Consider the following 18,322-nt stretch of genomic DNA (forward strand, 5'->3'; position numbering starts at 1 on the left):
TTTCTCTCAACTTTGCGACCAATTTATGATTAAAAGAAACTATGCTAAAACTTTTGAAGGCTTTAAAACAAGGATAATCAGTAAAATAACCGCCGCAACGGTTATTCAATATATCAATAAATTTATCTTCCAAAGAAAATTAAATCATCTAAAAATCAGTATTATTTAAAATGCACAACGAGTCTTTCTATAGTAATATTTGATCTTAAAGCAGTTGTAAACTCACTTCCTTCTATACTAGAAATATTACTGGTTGTAAGATTATCTGCTGTAATTAATCTAAAGCTATTTCCTAAATAACTTTTTTTATTTGTACTTGTGGTATTATTTCTTTCTGCATGCTCATTTTGAAGTAAATATAAATTTGAAGCATATCTATAGGCGCCTGTAGGAGAGCCATTTGTAGAACCTATATGTGATACGGTTGGTAAAACCTTAGAATCAACTATCGTCAAATGTGGTATTTCATTCGTAGGTATCCCCATTCCTCCACTTGTCCATATATCATCAGTTGTATTACCTCCACCTAAATTCGTTAAAAACATACCTGTATTTGTCTTATAGGCTACAGTATCCCCATTAGCATCAGCTGGTTTTAGATAAGTTTCCGTAACTCCATTATTATCTCTCTGAGCCCAAAGTTGGTCGTTAGCTTGGGAGTCACTTAGCCTCACCCATTTTCCTTCAGAAACTGTTTGGTTGGTAGCTCCATTAGGATTAGAGAAATAGTAGAATCCTGGGGTTACATCTACTACTTTACCTTGGGTATTAGCGTCCGAACCTGTTTTCCCTGTAGCGGTGTTATAAACCACTACACCATCAAATCCCGATAATGTTACCTCATCGGTAACCACCTTTAAATCAAACTTAAACTGTGTTAAATCGGTTTTAGGAAAACCTAACAACTTTCCTTTAGAAACATCTGCTTGACCTTGAAAATTACTTGCATCAAGAAAGTAATTGGTATCAAATAAGCTTTTAGAAATTTCTCCATTGGATAGTACTTGGGCTTGAGCTATTGTACAAGTTCCTAATGCTAATGCCAGTATTGTTATTTTTTTCATTTTGTCTGTTTTTTTATGTTAATAAATGACTAGTTTCTACCTCCTATAAGATACCATTTAGCTCCATCAGACCAAACCATTTGAGCTGAACTTGCAGTAATAGATGAGGTTTCTGATGGGAAATCCACCCCATTAGTCCCTGTATAGTTAAGCGTCCCCCCTGTAGAATTTTTAAAGTGAATAATTGCTCCTTTATGTGCACTAGGTGCTGGGAGTTTTAACGCTCCTGCATTAGTTGTAAACTCATAGAAATCAGCTAAACCTATTTCTTTACCAGAAGAAATTCCTCCTTCTTTTGTCCACTCATAACTTGGAGATACCGTTTGTCCCAATCTTGCGGTAAACTCTTTAGTTGTAGAAGCCGCTCCTACTTTTACCCACTTAATAGCAGTTTTATCAAAGTAGTAAAACCCTTTACCATTGTAATTAGATGTAGTACCTGTAGCATTAGCTGCCCCAGAACCAATGAATAATAAAGTACCATCTTCTAGCCCTGTACCCATATTTTCGGCTCTGTCTGCACTTACATTTGGGATTAAAATCCCCTCTTTGGTATTTCCACTTTTGTTAGCATCAGATATTTGAATCTCTAATGTTGCATTAGGATAAGGAGTATTGATACCCACTTTACCATTGTATTGTCCGTAAGCTACTAAGCCTAAACCTAAAAAGGCGAATACACTCAATTTTGTCGTTTTTGTTGTCATAAAATTTAATTTTAAAATTGTTGATATTTAAAGTTTATAGATATTGGATTTTAGACTTTAGATTTAAGGGTTGAGGTGATACTAGGTTCTAATATCTCACCTCTAAGTTCTAACCTAAAAAAACGCCTTCCCCCTCTAAACACACACAAAACGAGAGGAAAGGCTAATACAGAAAGAGCAAAATACTCCCCCTGAACACTAAAAGCACCTAACAAGAACGACCATATTATTAGACAAAACAATGGTGCTTTTAGCATGTATTTATGAAAGCTAAAATTAGAATAGGATAAACGCCAAAAGCCCCCAACAAAAGTTGTTGGAAGAAGTCTATTAAGCCCAAATTTAGGACTAATGATTAACGATGAAAATCTATATAAAAAGTAATATAATAGAACGCGTAGGCACGGTACTATTTGTGTGTGTGTACACAATTATTTGGAACAACCAAATAATTGAGGTACTTTTTTACACTTAGTTGTATGTTTTTGATATAGTGGGCCATAAAACTGGGACAAATGTATAAGCTATTTTTTAGATATGCAAGTTTTAGGAGCTTGTTTTTTCTTTCAGAGGATACCATTATCCAATAATTTTGCTAAAGACAGGGCTAAATTTTTTCTAGAAAAAGCAGAAATATCTTGTGGAGTTTTAGTAAAATCGGTTTGCTTCCAAAGTTGGTATTGCTGTAATAAATACTGCTTTAGAGAGGCTTTGTCTTGGTAAGAAAAATGTTTACCTGTTTGGGTTTCTTCTAATATCTTTTCTACATCAGCTTGGGCAGGTCCAAAGGAAATAATGGTATTTCCAGAAGCAAGATACTCAAATATTTTACCAGGGATAATCCCTTTAGAAGTCTCTTGTGGGAAGTTGGTTATCAGAAGTAGTGTAGAATGATGCATCTCTTCCACGGCTTTATGGTGTGGGAGGTATCCTAAATCGTTAATGTGGTTTTTAAGAGGCGTGTGCTCCCAACTTTCGGATATTTTGGCATCAATTCTACCCACCAGTTTTAGCTCAAAGTCGGCTTTAAAATCGGTAGATTCATTAAGTAGTTCGTTCAGTGTTTCCCATAGTATTTCAGGATTTCGCAGTTGCTCTAATACCCCAATATAGCTTAATGTAAATTTAGTTTTAGGCTTTCTTTCGGTGGTATTGAGGGCTTCAGAATCGTAACCATTGGTAATACACACCGCATTTGCTCCTTTTTTTATAAAGTTTTCGGCATCGGTATAGCTGGTAGCAAGGGTAATATCTGCATGGTTAAATACCTTCTGCTCCAGTTCTCGATGTTTTCTATCGGCTATTTTAGAGAGTTTAAGGTGTTTGTAGTAGGATATTTCTGTCCAAGGGTCACGGAAATCGGCAATCCATTTTAATTTTGGGAACTCTTTCTTGAGTTTAAGCCCAATTAAGTGCAGGGAGTGTGGTGGTCCTGTGGTTACTAAGGCGTCAAAATGATGTTCCTCCAAATACTTTTTTAGAAACTTCACTGAAGGGTTTACCCAAAATACTCTAGCATCAGGAATGAAAAAATTTCCTCTTATCCAAATAGAAAGTTTAGATTTCCAACTTTGATTAGTGCCAATATCAAACTGCCCTGTTTTAAATTTTTTGTTGTTTTTGTTGAGTTTTTCGGCAATTTGGTAAGGCTCCCAGATTTTTGTTTTTATAATATCAATGTCCTTTGGTATTTCCTTTAGCAGGCTGTTGTCTAATAAAGGATAGCTTGGGTTTTCTGGAACAAATAAGGTAGGTTGCCACCCAAACTCTGGGAGGTATTTGGCAAATTTGAGCCATCGTTGCACACCTGGACCTCCCGCGGGAGGCCAGTAATAAGAGATGATGAGTGTTTTTTTAGGCTGTGGCATTCTGCTCTTTGTAGAGTTTTAAAATTCCCAAGATACTTAGTAAGATGAATAGTCCAAAAGCACCATAAGACCACAGTTTACCTTTGTGCAGAACTTCAGGGTCAAAAACCATTTTGATGGTATGATGTCCCGCAGGAACATAAACGGCTCTAAGAAGGTAGTTCGCCTTTATATAAGGAACTTCCTGATTGTCCACAAACATTTTCCAACCTTTTGGGTAGTAAATTTCGGAGATTACCGCAAGTTGAGGTGTTTTAGACTGGCTCTTAAGCTGTATTTCGTTTGGCTGATATTGGATAAGCTGGATATAGGCGGTACTATCAGGCTGAATGTTTTTGCCATTAAAGTAGCTTTTGTCTTCGGTGCTTACCACGGCTGTTCTTTTGTTGTCTATTGTGCCGATAGCTTTAATTTCCTCGTTAGGCGTATTAGCCCATAAAATATCAGAAACAAACCAAGCGTTGCCATTAGCATCAGGGTTAGGATAGGCTTGTGGATTGTCTGCACTACCTACCACAAAATACTTAGCATTAAGCATATTCAGTATTTTTGGTAATGCTACGGTGTCTTGTTTGCTAAAATATTCGTTGATTAAATCATCATATCTTCTCAGTTTAGCGGCACTATAACCTCCAATAGAGGCTTTGAAATAAGAAGTATTAGTTTCGCCAAAAGTTCCTAAAGTATTATTGAAAATTCGGTAATGACTTTTATCTTTTTCGGCTAAAGTTTCTAAAGTTTTATTGATGTTCACTTGAGAAAGAAGTCCTTGTATGTAAGGATTGTCTCCTGCCTTTCCTATAAGATAGTCGTTGTTTTCTGTTTGGAAAGGGTTTTCTGCGAAGGTTTTATCTACAAAATTACTGCTGTTAAGATAACGCTGATTTACTGTCCATAAATCAAATAAACTTACCAAACCAATGATAACTAAAGCGATATTTTGAGATAATTTTCCCTTTAAACTAAGCCAAAGCACTATCGCCGTAATGCCTACATATAATATTGCTTTTATAGCATCTGCTCGGAAAAACTGCCATCTTTCGTCTTGTAGATAATTGAGTAGATAGGGTGGGAGATAGGTCTTTTCGGTATCATTGTAAAAGTTTAAAAGAGATTTGCCTCCTACGAGTAAAATCACCGTAAATCCTAACACAGAAGCCGTAGTATAGATGAGGTACTTTTGTTTTAACTCTTTGGAAAAATTTTGATTTTTAAAAAACTGATACAAACCTAAAATCCCAATGAGCGGAAATAAAAGTTCTACCACAACTAGGATAGAAGATGGTGCTCTAAATTTGTTGTAGAGCGGAACATATTCTATAAAAAAGTCGGTAAGTGGCATAAAATGATGTCCCCAAGCCAACATAATCGTGAGGGCGGACGCTCCCAAAATCCAATATTTGTATTTTTTTCTAGCAAACACAAATCCTAACACTGCAAGGAAACAAACCACGGCACCCTGATAGGCAGGTCCAGAAGTCATAGGCTGGTCTCCCCAATAGGTAGGACTACTAAGCCCTTTAATGATATTATTAACTTCCTCTTGTGAGGTTGCATTTTCTTGTACAAGTTCTTGGATACGCCCCATCATTCGTTCCGAGTCTTTTTCTTGGCTTCCGCCTCCCATAAGTCTAGGAATAAATAGGTTGAATGTTTCTAGCTTTCCGTAACTCCACATGGTAATACTTTCTTTATCCATACCAGACTTTTCAGTATTGCCTTTTTCGGTGTTTAGAATTTGCTTTCCTCTTACGGTTTCCTTAACATATTCGGCATTTGCCATGAGCCTTTGAGCATTCATACCTACCCCTAAAGCAATAGCAAGGGCTAGTACACCAGAAGAAATACCGAAGTGTTTCCAAGTGGTATTGCCTTTAATGGCTCTAACAAGTTCTGAAATAAACAGAAATCCTAATGCTATAAATAGGTAGTAGGTCATTTGGATATGATTTGCTGCTATCTGTAACCCCATAAACAAAGCGGTAACAATGAATCCTAAAATGTACTTTTTCCTGATATACACTAATAGAATACCTGCAAGTAGAGGTGCAAAATAGGCTACAGTGTGTACCTTACCATTATGCCCAGCAGCGATGATGATGTAAAAATAAGTAGATAGCCCAAAAAACGAAGCTCCAAGTAAAGCGTACTTCCAATTTCTCACGGTTACCATACCCAGTAGGAAAAATCCTGAAAACAACAAAAACAGATAATTGGCTGGTTTAGGAAGGAAGTTTAAGAGATTATCCACCTGTTTTATAAGGTCGCCTCTAAACTGTGCACCTGTTTGGTAGGTCGGCATTCCGCCAAACATAGCATCGCTCCAATAGGTTTCAGTACCGTATTTAGCTCTATAATCTAATAGCTCTTTTGCACCGCCTTTGTAGTGCACAATATCGGGTTGCATAAGCTGTTTACCAGAGATAATAGGATTGGCATAAAGTACAGCGATTAGCACAAAAATAACCAAACTGCCAATGATAAAAATGATGTTTTTGTTTTTCAGATTCATATCACTTCGTGAATTTTGTAGCGTATTATTCCTTTATTTCTTCATAATCTACGGTTTCGGCCTCCCATTTTATATTGCTCTTTTTGGAAGTGCTTTTTTGCCGAGATTGACTTTGAGATTGTGATTGATTTTGAGCTTTCTGATGAGGAAAATAATTATAGAATTTGTTAAAGAATAACCGTTTTAGGATATTCCAAACAAAAAATATAACAATAGTAGTCAAAATTATCTTTAAAATATATTGCATAATTTGTTGTAAATAATACGGTTTTAAAGAGTTAAAAAAATCAAAATACACCTACACTAAAGTAATAGAATAGGTGTATTTATAATATGATTAAGGATTAAGCGTAATGCTAGACTGTGTGGTCTGCGTCATCGTTTGGCTTTGTTTACCATCAGATAAACTTTCCTTTTGTGTAGTAGTCATATTTTGTTTAGACGAAAGAATCCAACCTGTGTTGGCATCTAAAATAATTTTACCATTCTGAGAACCTTCTACACTAATGCTGTGTGTGATACCTTCTTGCTTTTTAGAGTCAGATTTTTTTGGAATGCCACCTTTTATGCTTACTTCTGCCTTTCCATCAGCTACTTTTTCTAGTTTATAAGTGGTACTGATTTTTAGCTTTCCGTCAGGTGTTAAATTATCGGTTTCTGTCCAAGTTTCGCCTATTTTAACTCCTTTTTTAGGCAGAATGTTAAGGCTTTGAGTAAATTGTTCCTTAAACATTTTCTCATTAAACCCTTGCTTGAAACCGTCCATAAATTGTTTTCTTTCTTTGGCATCTTTGATAAGACTAGTGATGTTTTGTTCCACCTTTTTATAAACTGCATCAAATCCCGAAATAGAAATAACATTCCCCTTTTCGTCCATTTTCATTTGGAGTTTGTTACCAGAAAGAGCTTTGTTTACCGTCCACATACCTTTTAGTTGTTCCTCTTTTGGTGCAGCTTGTTTGGTATCAATAACTACTGTTTTGCCTTGGGAAGAAGATTTATTAACTTTTCCTACGAGGTTTACGGTAATATCGTAAGTGCCATTAACAAAATCGTTTACGGTAAACGTAATTTCATCGGTCATTTCTTGTGTACCACTAATGCTTTTCCCAGAAGGGTCTTTTACAGTAGTAACATCTTTTTGAAAGGAAGTTAAAGGATAAGTTTTACCTTTTTCTAGTTTAAAAGATAAAGAATATATTCCAGCAGAATCAGCGATGGCAGGTTTTGCCTCAGGAATTTTAGCTCCTTCTTCCTGCGGAGTATCTACTGTAATGGTTTCAGCTTTACCTGTTTCTTTATTGATAACCACTTTGGTTTCTTTGTCTTTTTTACAAGATGTTAATGCGAATGCAACGATGCTAAGTGCAATTATTTTTTTAATCATTTTAAATATTTCAAATTTTAGTTGTGTTATTTTAATTTTAAAGTCCCATTCTCTGTCTTACCACTTCGTACAGGATAGCACCACAAGCTACGGACACATTTAGGGATTGCGTTTTACCTTCTATTGGTAGTTTTATTTTTTCGTCAGAATGGTGAAGTACTTCTTTAGAGATGCCTTTTTCCTCGTTCCCCATTACTAGGGCAAAAGGAATTCTAAAATCCACATCATAGATTAGTTGTTCCGCTTTTTCGGTTGCAGAAAATACAGAAACCCCCGACTGTTGAAGGAAATCTACGGTGTGAGCTAGATTTTTTTCTTTACATATTTTAACATTGTATAGGGCTCCAGCAGAAGTTTTAATAGCATCTGAGTTGATGGGAGCAGCACCTTTCTCTGGAATGATGATGGCATCTACGCCTACACATTCTGCGGTTCTACAAATGGCTCCGAAGTTTCTAACATCAGTTAGTCTGTCCAAAATGACTAAGAAAGGTGTTTTACCTTGTTCAAATATTTCAGGGAGTACCGCTTCTATACTATGGAAAGGAATATCTGAAATAAAAGCCACCACGCCTTGATGATTTTTTCTCGTAAAACGGTTGAGCTTTTCTATGGGTACATAGTTAGGACGGATTTTATGCTTTGCTAAAAGTGCTTTAAGTTCGGCATAAATGCTCCCTTGTAACCCATTTTGTAAGAATACTTTATCTATGGTTTTACCTGCTTCTATGGCTTCTATTACAGGTCTTAAACCGAAGATGAAATCTTCTTTTTTATCGTTATTTTTTTGGTGCGATGTATAATCTTGCTTCATTTTCTGTTGTTTAGTCAATCATCAATGCTCTTCTCTGTGCTAATATATAGCCGTAGTGCAAGCTTTCGTGTAAGTTGTTGAATATAATGGCTTCTTTGATACTTTTAATATCTATCCCAAAACTGGTGGAATATGGCGAGTAGTCCAAAAATAGACCATCATCATAGTCTTTCATTAAAACTCTAGAAGTCTCGGATAGTAGAAATCCTAAATCCTCTACTTCAGAATCCTTTACATCTAAGTTTGGGAGTGTGCCTTTTTTGTATCGTTCTATCCAGTAAGAGTCTATCCGAAAAGGGTTGCCACTAAGATAGTAGTGCAACAACTGTTGAGTGGCTACACAATGAGCAATGTTCCAATAGATGTTATTATTAAATCCATCAGGAATTATGAGCAATTGCTCCAAAGGAGAGCTTTGCAGTACTTCTAATAGATTTTTTCTGACAGCTTTATGGTTAGAAAAATGATAGTTCATTTAAACTTTATTAAAAATGTATTTAATCCTCAAAAATAGTTTAATTAGTTGAAAATGCCAAAGTTTTATTATAAATTAACTATTTTCTAGGGAGAGCTTGGTTAAGTACGATGAATAAAGGATTTAATTTAACAAACTTTAACACAAATTTAGCTTAATTTATTTTGAAAATATTCTCGAATTATTGCACTTTTACCAAATATTTTTGAATAAAAATGGCAGAATTACATCAAGCGGAAGAAATAAAGATTTTAACTGAACAGATTCAAGTTCAGAACTATCATTTTAAGCTCTTAAAAGAAGAGATGGGGAAAGTGGTTATAGGGCAGTCTTATATGGTGGATAGATTGCTAGTAGGGCTTTTGGGTAATGGGCATATCCTTTTAGAGGGCGTGCCTGGCTTGGCAAAAACTTTGGCTATAAAAACACTTTCGGAAGCCTTACAAGGACAGTTTTCAAGGATACAGTTTACGCCAGACCTTCTACCTGCAGATGTGGTAGGTACAATGATTTATAATGTTAAAGAGAATGATTTTTCTATAAAGAAAGGTCCCGTGTTTGCTAATTTTGTGTTGGCTGATGAGATTAACCGTGCTCCAGCAAAGGTGCAATCGGCACTATTGGAAGTGATGCAAGAAAAGCAGGTAACCATAGGTGATGAAACATTACAGTTGCCAAAACCATTTCTTGTAATGGCAACGCAAAACCCTATTGACCAAGAAGGAACTTACCTTTTGCCAGAAGCACAAACCGACCGTTTTATGCTAAAATGTAAAATAGAATATCCTGAATTTGAGGACGAAAGAGTGGTGATGAGAATGGTGTCTACATCAGATATTCCTAAGGTAACTCCTGTGGTATCTTTGGAGCAAATTTCAGAAGCAAAACAACTTATCAATAAAATTTATTTGGACGAAAAAATAGAGAAATACATTTTGGATATGGTCTTTGCAACTCGTTTTCCTGAGCGTTATGGCTTATCCGATTTAAAAGATTATATCAGTTTTGGTGCGTCTCCTAGAGCATCTATCGGTTTAGCGGTGGCATCTCGTGCAATAGCCTTTATTAAAGGAAGAGCTTTCGTGATTCCAGAAGATGTTAAAGAGATTGCAAAAGATGTTTTAAGACACCGAATTGGATTGAGTTTTGAAGCTGAAGCCGAAAATATCACTACAGATGAAATTGTAGATAGAGTTTTAGCTAGAGTTCAAGCTCCATAAAACTTTATTTTATTTGATACAGAAAAATAGATGCAGGTAAAAGACATCATAAAGAAGGTTAAGCAGATAGAAATTCGCACCAAAAAAAGGATAGATGCAGCACTTATGGGGCAGTATCATAGTGCTTTTAAAGGGCAGGGAATGGCTTTTTCTGAAGTGAGGCAATATCAGTTTGGAGATGATATTAGAAGGATTGACTGGAATAAAACTGCTCGTTTCAAAGAACCCTTTGTTAAGGTGATGGAGGAGGAAAGAGAGCTTACTATTATGCTATTGGTAGATATTTCTGCGTCTATGGATTATGGAACAAAGGTTCAACTAAAGAAAGAATTTGTAGCAGAGATTTGTGCTAGTTTAGGATTTTCGGCAGTAGGAAATAATGATAAGGTAGGTGTGGTACTTTTTGCAGATAAAGTATATAAAGTCATTCCGCCACAGAAAGGTAGGAAGCATATTTTAGCCATTTTGAGTCAAATTTTGTCAGCAGATTATGTACCTGCGAAATCTAATATAGATGTAGCTTTAGAATATGTGATGAATGTTTTTAAGAAGAAATCGTTTTTGTTTTTACTATCCGATTTTAATGATGAGATAGATGAGAAAACATTAAAGGTAGCATCAAGAAAGCATCAACTATTAGGAATAAGGGTGGCAGATGATAAGGATAACGAAATTCCAGATGTGGGATATGTATTTTTTCAAAATGTAGAAACAGGAGAAAATATCTGGGTGAACACTTCTAACCGAAGGTTTAGATACCACTTTGCGGAAGAGCAAAAGCAGAATTTAAAAAAGATGAAGGAAACTTTTGATAAAAGTTCTGCCCATTTTATAGACCTTAAAACAGGTGCTGATTATACACGAGCATTATATCAATATTTCCAAAGGAGATGAAATTAAGAATAATTTATACATATATAGCAGTATTTTTTTTACAGTGCTTTGGGGCTCAAACACTTTCTTCTAGTCTTACAAAAAATAAAGTAGGAATGGGAGAGCCTACGGTGCTTAAAATAACCATCAATGGTCTTCAAGGGAAAGATGTAGTGTCTGCTCCTAAAAATGAGTTGTTACCCTTTCATTTTGAAGAAATTAAAGATGATATAGATAAAAAAGAAGACCAATACACGAGGCTGATAGAGTTTGCCATTTTTGAGGAAGGAACTTTTAAGATTCCACCTTTGGAATTCAAAATTGGAGGGCAGGTACAAACAACGATACCTTACGAAATACAAGTGGTAAATACAGCTCAACAAGGAGATGAGGTGAAGGATATTATGAATAACAAGCAGGTAGAGCTTGGAGTAAGAGATTATTGGGAGTTGTATAAATATTATGTGTTGGGTATTTTGGGCTTTTTAGCGTTGGTATTTCTGATAGTGTTCTTTATTAAATATGGAAGAAAAAAATCGGCAGAGGCTAAATTACCAACTAATAAAACCCTAAAAGCACTAGAATTATTAAAGAAGAAAAAGTATATACAGTCGGGTAATTACAGAAGTTTCTATGTGGAACTTATAGAGATTAGCAGAACTTTTTTACAAGAGCAGTACCATATTCCTGCGGAAGTTTTATTAACAGATGATTTGTTGGCTTTAATGAAAGAAGACTCTAAAATATCCATAGAAAATGAAAAAGTGATAGAGGAAGTCTTTTTGAGAGGAGATTTGGTAAAGTTTGCTAAAACCATTCCTGATGCCGATTTAATGGAAACCGACTATCAGAAAATAGTGGATTTTGTGAAACGTTCATATCAAGATATAGAATTTGAAAACTTAAGGAGAGATGTTTAATTTTGAGTTTCATAATCCTTGGTTTTTATTACTTTTTTTAGGTTTTATACCTCTTGTTTTTAGAGATTTAAGTCATAAGAAAAGAAAAGGAGTTGCTGTGTCTTCTACTAAGAATATGCAAGTGATTTCTTATTTTGGAGCGGTGTTGTGGCTACTCAGAGTTTCTAAATATATTATTCTTTCGGCTCTTATTTTGGCGATAGCAAGACCTAGGACTTTCAGTATTTCGGAAGATAGGGACGAGACTAAAGGTATGGATATTGTGCTTTCCATAGATGTGTCGCTGAGTATGTTGGCTAAAGATTTAAAACCTGATAGATTAACGGCTCTCAAAGAGATTGCAAGGACTTTCATTAAGCAGAGAATTACGGATAGGATAGGCTTAGTAGAATATTCTGGAGAGGCGTTGATGAGAGTGCCTTTGACTTCGGATCATAGGATAGCAGAGGAAGAATTGATGAGTTTTAACCCGATGGATTTGGAAGGTGGAACTAATATCGGCGATGGTTTGGCGGTAGCTGTGAGTCATTTAAGAAAATCTAAAGCAAAGTCAAAAATCATTATTTTGATGACAGATGGTGTAAATACCATAGACAATGCTATGTCTCCACTGACAGCGGCAGAACTGGCACGAAATAATGATATTAAAGTCTATACCATAGGTATTGGGAGTAATGGTTTGACACTGATGCCTACGCAACAAGATATTTTTGGTAATTTGGTGTTTACAGAGGAGCAAGTGAAAATAGATGAATATCTTCTGAGAGATGTAGCCCAAATTACAGGAGGTAAGTATTTTAGAGCTACCTCTAATGAGAGTTTAAAGCAGATTTACGAAGAAATAGACACTTTAGAAAAATCTAATATTAAAACCTCTAAAATTTACAATTATCAAGAGTATTTCAGGTGGTTTTTATGGATAGCATTGGTAACTTTAGTTTTAGATGCTTTGTTGAGATGGAGGGTGTTTAGAGTATTAAATTAACAAGAGAAACTTTATGTTATAGTGATGGATTGGTATTTGGGTAATTATTGGTATGCATTATTGATGCTTTTGTTACCATTATTGGGGTATCTTTTGTTTCGTTATTTAAAATGGAAAGAAAGGGTTAGAGGCTATTTTGCAGATGAACGCTTTCAGAGTACACTATTTGAAAAAACAAAATGGTATCCTAAGTTTTTCTTGGTGATGTATTTTGTGGCGTTTTTGTTTTTAATTTTTGCGATGATGGATTTAATGGGTGGGAAAGAAGAAATTAAAGTACAGCAAAAAATGAATAATGTAATGTTTCTTGTAGATGTTTCTAACTCTATGAATGCTCAAGATGTTGCTCCAGATAGGCTTTCGTTAGCGAAAAATATTGTAATATCATCTATGCAAAAAATGACTAATGATAGGGTAGGTTTGGCTGTTTTTGCGGGAGAGGCATTTTCTGTAATGCCATTAACTACGGACTATTTGGCGGCGGAATCTTTCGTTTCTGGATTAGAGACTTCGGCAGTGTCTATACAAGGGACAGATTTTTATAAAGCAATGCAGGTGGCGGTTTCTAAATTTAAGACCGTTTCCAAAGGGTCTGGCAGGATAGTACTGATAAGTGATGGTGAAGATAACGAAGGTAATGAAGTTGCAGCTATAAAAGAAGCTCAATCTAATGGAATACAAGTTATTACCGTAGGTGTAGGTACAGAGGAGGGTGCTCCAATTCCCGAATATATTTTTGGACAATTGATGGGATATAAGTCTAGTCTAATGGGGGAAACGGTAATTTCTAAAAGACAAACTCAGGCTTTAATAAATATTTCTGAAAAGACAGGAGGGATTTATATTGATGGTAATCATATAGATAAAGCGGTTAATGAGATTTTAGAAAATCTTAAAAAACAATCTTCTACAACAGAAAGTTTTGTGAAATCTCAAACAGGAGTACATTACTATCAATACTTTTTGGCGGTGTCTTTGCTTTTATTTTTTATCATTTATTTAACAAATCCTAAGCGGGATTTTAACATTTAAAATCGTTATTTTTGCATAGTAAATGACTAGGAATCTATTTATTAGTTTTTGTTTAACTCTCTTTTGTATCTGTATCTTGCAAGGGCAGGGTAGTTACAATGCTTTGTCCTATAAGGGAAATAGAGAATATGATTCTAAAAACTATGATAAAGCTTCGTCTTACTTTTTAGAGGCTATTAAAAAGAAGCAAGACTTCGGTGGTCATTATAATTTAGGTAATACTTTGTATAAGAGAGAAATGTATTCTGAAGCAAAGGCAGAGTACCAGAAAGCTTTATCTCTAGCGAAAACCAAGGAAGATAAAATGGCATCTTTGTACAACTTAGGCAATGCAGAAATGAAGGCTCAAAATTATGATAAAGCCGCTGAGTTCTACAAGAAAGCTTTACAACAAGACCCTTACAATGAGTCTATAAGAAAGAATTATAATATTTCTAAGTTAAAACAAAAGGAGAAGAATCAATCAAAATCGAATAATAAATCTCAAAATCAAAATTCGGAGCAGGATAAATCACAAGATAATCAGCAAAAAAAATCTGAACAAGAGTCGCCTCAAAATTCAGATAAAAATAAAGACGGTGGAGCTAATGAGAAAGATAAAGGTCAGGGTGCAGGACAGACACCTAAACCTGATAATAATAGCTCTGAAAACAAAAGAGGAATGTCTAAGGAAGAAGAAAATAGAATTATGCAACGCTTGGAAAGCAAGGAACGAGATGCTGCAAGAAGAATTCTTAATAAAAATTCATATATAGACCCCAAAAGTAATGAAAAGGATTGGTAGTCATAATGCGTAAGGAGTTTTGGAGTATATTACTATTCTTATTGTCCGTAAAATTGTACGGGCAAGTCTCTTTTTATGCAGAAACTAATACCAAAGAAGTCAAAGCAAATGAGCCTGTATTATTTACAATAATGCTAGAGCTTAATGGTAACGAATACAGACAAGAATCTCTCATAAGGTTGCCCGACCTTTCAAAATTTGAAGTTTTAAGCGATGGTTCCTCTAGAAATACCTTCTTAGACCCTGATAAAAATATTACGGTAGACCAGATTGTTTATCAAATACTTATAGCACCCAAAAAAACAGGTAAACTAAAGATTGGGAGTGCTTTGGTAACTGTAAATGGGAAAATATATAAAACAGAGCCGTTTGAAGTATCTGTAACAGGAAGAGAGGCGTTGAGTAATAATAAGATTTCTGATGATATTCAACTAAAACTACAGATTAAAAATCACTCTGTTTATCAGCATCAAGGAGCGGTGGTAGAACTCAAAGCGTATGCTAAGAATATAGACTATTTTCAAAGAATCCATGATATTAAACTTCCAAAAGACGGAACGAATAGATTTTATCTTATATCAGGGAGATCAGACGATATAGAACCGTTAGAGGGGAATATACTTTTGTCTCAAGTGTTGGGAGTTTATGTAATGTTTCCTGAAAAATCTGGTCAGTTAGAGCTTTCTAAAATTTCTGCTAAGGTAGCAGGAACGGGGAAAGATGAGGTTATATATGCTAACTCAAAAAATGCTATAAGAGTTAAACCATTACCAAAAGAGGCTCCTGTTGGGTTCAAAAATGCAGTTGGGCAGTTTAAAATAGAGTCAGATAGTGTTGCAAAAGGAGTCAAAAAGGGAGTGCCGTTTTATTTTACGGTACGTTTAAAAGGGGTAGGGAATTTGGATAGATTGCAATTTCCTTCGCTTGTGCCTAGTAAAGACTACAAGGTTTATTCTCCAAAAATCATAAAAAATATAGCCGTTACCCAGCACGGAATGAAGGGGAGTTTAGTGGCTAAATATTTAGTAGTGCCTAATGTACTTGGTGATATAAAACTAGAATTGGAGCCGTTGGTTTATTTTGACCCTAAAAAAGAATCTTATCACACATTAGAACTTAATGAAGTGAATGTTTTGGTGGCTTCCGATAGTCTAGATAAAGTAAAAACTAACACTTTGGATAAAGTGATAGACAATACCAACTATGTCTTAGAAACCGTACAGTTACCTAAAATTAAAAATGAAACTTTTAAAAGCTCTGAAAATACTAAATGGTATCTTCTAGGAGGGTTACTGTTGTTAAGTAGCTTTTTAGGTGGTTTTTTATTGAGTAAGAGATTGAAGAAAAAAGGTAATGCAGCTGATGTAAAATCTGATTTGAAAGTACAACATTACAGTATAATTGATTTTGAAGATGATTATAGAGTTCTAAGAGAATCTCTAGAGTATAAAAACTACCCAATGTTTTTTGATACTTTTGATAAAATGAAGATAAAAGTCCAGCACTATTTTAATTCAAACAGTATCAATATTCAATCTGTGATAGAAGAGAAGAAGGGGTATTTTATAGCTGAAGAATATAGGCAATTGGTTTCTAATATAGAAATAGAAAAGTACGCTCCTGTTAAAGATGCTGAACAATTAAACGAATTATATTACAAAATCATCAATTTGCATAATAAGATGGTGGTGTAATCATTTTTTATTCCTATTTTTGCCCACAAAAATGTAATAATAAAGATGGGATTTTTAGAAGAATTTTCACTTAAAGAGTCAATGACGAGTTTCATGGTATTGTTTGCGGTAATAGATATTATCGGTTCTATTCCTGTTATTGTATCATTAAGGAAAAGGTTTGGTCATATAGAGTCAGAAAAGGCATCTATAGTGTCGGGTATTCTAATGATTTCTTTTCTTTTTATTGGAGATAAAATTTTGCAATTTATTGGGGTAGATGTTAACTCATTCGCAATAGCAGGGGCGTTTGTGATTTTTGTGATTGCTTTAGAAATGATTTTAGGAATTGAAATCCATAAGGCAGGAGAAGTTAATGCGGCTTCTATAGTTCCTATTGCGTTTCCTTTGGTCGCAGGAGCAGGGACGCTAACTACTACTCTTTCGTTAAGAGCAGAATATCATATTGTAAATATTATTATAGGTATATTACTCAATATTTTAGTGATTTACCTTGTGCTTAAATCTGCTAACTGGTTAGAGAAAAAACTTGGAGATGCTACACTTATGATTTTCCAAAAGGTGTTTGGGATTATATTATTAGCTATTTCTATAAAACTATTTACAGCTAATTTTGCACAACTAATAGCAAATTATATCAATATCTAAAAAGTGATATGAGTATGAAACTAGTATATAAAATATTTTTAGGATTATTTATTGTATTTATAGGTCTTAACCTTTATGCAATAGATTGGGAATTAGGATTTATGGATAATGAGAATACCAAGTTTGTATTTTCTATTTCTGCGGCGTTGTTGGGAGTGCTTTTAGTTTTTGTACTCAATACATGGAGTAAACTGTCTCCTAAAAAATAAAATTGAAAGAGGGCTTTTCAAAACTGAAAAGCCCTCTTTTTTATTTACTTCTCTAAATTTCTGTAGTAATCAAGTGCAGAAATTATTTGTTTTTCTTCCACATTATAATCAAATAAGCAACTGCCTATCCCATTGATGAGTGCGAAATTAACAATGCCATTTTGGTTTTTCTTGTCGTTTTTCATTAAGGTTATAATGTTGTCGTTAGAAAATTCTTTTATAGAAATATAAGGGTAAAAACGAAGCAAATGTTTCTCTATATTATGATAAGTTTCGTTATCTATAAGATCTTCTGTAAGGGCAAGGTAGCTTTCTGTAATCATACCTAGTGCTACGGCTTCACCGTGAGGGATGGGCTTTTCTAGTGCCATAAAAAGGCTTTCTACAGCGTGTCCAATAGTATGTCCAAAATTGAGCGTTTTTCTTACATTTTGTTCCTTGAAGTCTTTATTTACGACCTCTTGTTTTATTTTCATAGAAGTTTCTATAAAAGGAGCAACGCTTTCTGGAGTGAGCTCGGTAATAGAGCTTAGAGCGTCCCAATGCTGCCTATCAGCTATTAGACCGTGCTTTAGCATTTCTGCAAAGCCACTTCTTAATTCAACAAAAGGTAGTGTTTTTAAAAAATCTGTATAGACAAATATCTGCTCAGGAAGTGCAAAAGTCCCTACGATATTTTTAAGATATTGGTGGTCTATTCCTGTTTTTCCGCCTATGGAAGCATCACACATAGAGAGGAGTGTGGTTGGGAGGTTAATAAAACTAAAACCTCGTTTGTAGGTAGAAGCAATAAAACCACCTAAATCACTAATAACACCACCACCAAGGTTAATGAGTAATGATTTTCTATCCACTTTAAAATCCGAAAGTATCTCCCAAATTTGTACGGCTGTACCGATGTTTTTATTCTCCTCACCAGCTTCTATCTCTACAATTTCAAAATGAATATCGGTTTGTAAATTTCCTAGAAGAGTGGGGAGACAATATTCGTGAGTGTTCTCATCCACCAAGATGATGATTTGGCTTGGTTGGGTCTTTTCTAAAAACTGATTAAGACTGCTAAAATCGGAATCTAAACGGCTAATCATAAGTGCTAAATTTCAGCAAAGATAACTATATTTTTGGAGTAG

At 34.8% G+C, this 18,322-nt stretch carries 18 protein-coding genes and 1 pseudogene; 10 read left to right on the top strand and 9 right to left on the bottom strand.

Annotated features, from left to right (window positions below; all coding sequences use genetic code 11):
• Positions 1–169 (top strand): annotated as a pseudogene (locus tag GXW81_RS05780) (IS982 family transposase); the annotation flags it as partial.
• Here GXW81_RS05780 and GXW81_RS05785 read toward each other — a convergent pair.
• The 8 genes from GXW81_RS05785 to GXW81_RS05820 form a co-directional block, all read right to left on the bottom strand.
• Entirely contained in the window at positions 162–1,064 is a 903-nt protein-coding gene (locus GXW81_RS05785; protein ID WP_154212511.1) for a hypothetical protein, read from the bottom strand. The pseudogene GXW81_RS05780 and the gene GXW81_RS05785 sit on opposite strands and share 8 nt — an antisense overlap.
• A 29-nt stretch (positions 1,065–1,093) precedes the next feature.
• Positions 1,094–1,771, bottom strand: coding sequence for a hypothetical protein (locus GXW81_RS05790; RefSeq protein ID WP_064969360.1), 678 nt, complete (start codon positions 1,769–1,771; stop codon positions 1,094–1,096).
• A 566-nt stretch (positions 1,772–2,337) separates the two neighbouring features.
• Positions 2,338–3,639 (bottom strand): glycosyl transferase family 1, encoded by a 1,302-nt coding sequence (locus GXW81_RS05795; RefSeq protein WP_154212510.1) that lies wholly within the window; start codon positions 3,637–3,639, stop codon positions 2,338–2,340.
• Positions 3,626–6,151, bottom strand: coding sequence for a YfhO family protein (locus GXW81_RS05800; RefSeq protein WP_161531576.1), 2,526 nt, complete (start codon positions 6,149–6,151; stop codon positions 3,626–3,628). Before GXW81_RS05800 ends, GXW81_RS05795 begins: the two co-directional genes overlap by 14 nt.
• A gap of 25 nt (positions 6,152–6,176) precedes the next feature.
• Positions 6,177–6,398, bottom strand: coding sequence for a hypothetical protein (locus GXW81_RS10510; protein ID WP_064969363.1), 222 nt, complete (start codon positions 6,396–6,398; stop codon positions 6,177–6,179).
• 90 nt (positions 6,399–6,488) lie between these two features.
• A complete protein-coding gene (locus GXW81_RS05810; RefSeq protein WP_064969364.1) occupies positions 6,489–7,538 on the bottom strand; it encodes a DUF6263 family protein in 1,050 nt (349 codons plus the stop codon).
• Between the two features lie 37 nt (positions 7,539–7,575).
• The gene (rlmB, locus tag GXW81_RS05815; protein WP_064969387.1) at positions 7,576–8,352 is read right to left on the bottom strand and encodes a 23S rRNA (guanosine(2251)-2'-O)-methyltransferase RlmB; all 777 of its coding nucleotides are present in this window, start codon (positions 8,350–8,352) and stop codon (positions 7,576–7,578) included.
• Between the two features lie 10 nt (positions 8,353–8,362).
• Complete coding sequence (locus tag GXW81_RS05820) at positions 8,363–8,827, bottom strand: DinB family protein (RefSeq protein ID WP_064964763.1); 465 nt, start codon at positions 8,825–8,827, stop codon at positions 8,363–8,365.
• A 215-nt stretch (positions 8,828–9,042) separates the two neighbouring features.
• Between GXW81_RS05820 and GXW81_RS05825 the strand changes: the two genes are divergently transcribed.
• From GXW81_RS05825 to GXW81_RS05865, 9 genes are all read left to right on the top strand, one after another.
• Positions 9,043–10,047 carry a MoxR family ATPase gene (locus GXW81_RS05825; RefSeq protein WP_064964762.1) on the top strand — a complete coding sequence of 335 codons (1,005 nt, stop codon included), beginning with the start codon at positions 9,043–9,045 and terminating at the stop codon, positions 10,045–10,047.
• Positions 10,048–10,077: 30 nt separating this feature from the next.
• Complete coding sequence (locus tag GXW81_RS05830; protein ID WP_064964761.1) at positions 10,078–10,941, top strand: DUF58 domain-containing protein; 864 nt, start codon at positions 10,078–10,080, stop codon at positions 10,939–10,941.
• Positions 10,938–11,840 carry a BatD family protein gene (locus tag GXW81_RS05835; protein ID WP_064964760.1) on the top strand — a complete coding sequence of 301 codons (903 nt, stop codon included), beginning with the start codon at positions 10,938–10,940 and terminating at the stop codon, positions 11,838–11,840. The genes GXW81_RS05830 and GXW81_RS05835 overlap by 4 nt, the downstream gene beginning before the upstream one ends.
• Positions 11,833–12,825, top strand: a complete 993-nt coding sequence (locus tag GXW81_RS05840; RefSeq protein WP_161531577.1) for a VWA domain-containing protein — start codon at positions 11,833–11,835, stop codon at positions 12,823–12,825. The genes GXW81_RS05835 and GXW81_RS05840 overlap by 8 nt, the downstream gene beginning before the upstream one ends.
• A 24-nt stretch (positions 12,826–12,849) precedes the next feature.
• Positions 12,850–13,857, top strand: a complete 1,008-nt coding sequence (locus GXW81_RS05845) for a VWA domain-containing protein (protein WP_161531578.1) — start codon at positions 12,850–12,852, stop codon at positions 13,855–13,857.
• A gap of 103 nt (positions 13,858–13,960) precedes the next feature.
• Positions 13,961–14,641, top strand: a complete 681-nt coding sequence (locus GXW81_RS05850) for a tetratricopeptide repeat protein (RefSeq protein ID WP_260393559.1) — start codon at positions 13,961–13,963, stop codon at positions 14,639–14,641.
• Positions 14,642–14,646: 5 nt separating this feature from the next.
• Entirely contained in the window at positions 14,647–16,335 is a 1,689-nt protein-coding gene (locus GXW81_RS05855) for a BatD family protein (protein WP_260393560.1), read from the top strand.
• Positions 16,336–16,380: 45 nt separating this feature from the next.
• Positions 16,381–16,983, top strand: coding sequence for a MarC family protein (locus tag GXW81_RS05860; protein ID WP_161531579.1), 603 nt, complete (start codon positions 16,381–16,383; stop codon positions 16,981–16,983).
• A 14-nt stretch (positions 16,984–16,997) separates the two neighbouring features.
• Positions 16,998–17,192, top strand: a complete 195-nt coding sequence (locus GXW81_RS05865; protein ID WP_004917483.1) for a hypothetical protein — start codon at positions 16,998–17,000, stop codon at positions 17,190–17,192.
• Between the two features lie 44 nt (positions 17,193–17,236).
• Here GXW81_RS05865 and aroB read toward each other — a convergent pair whose 3' ends face one another.
• Positions 17,237–18,280, bottom strand: a complete 1,044-nt coding sequence (aroB, locus tag GXW81_RS05870) for a 3-dehydroquinate synthase (RefSeq protein WP_161531580.1) — start codon at positions 18,278–18,280, stop codon at positions 17,237–17,239.
• Between the last annotated feature and the right edge of the window lie 42 nt (positions 18,281–18,322).

The organism is Riemerella anatipestifer (assembly GCF_009932355.1).
Taxonomy (GTDB): Bacteria; Bacteroidota; Bacteroidia; order Flavobacteriales; family Weeksellaceae; genus Riemerella; species Riemerella anatipestifer_E.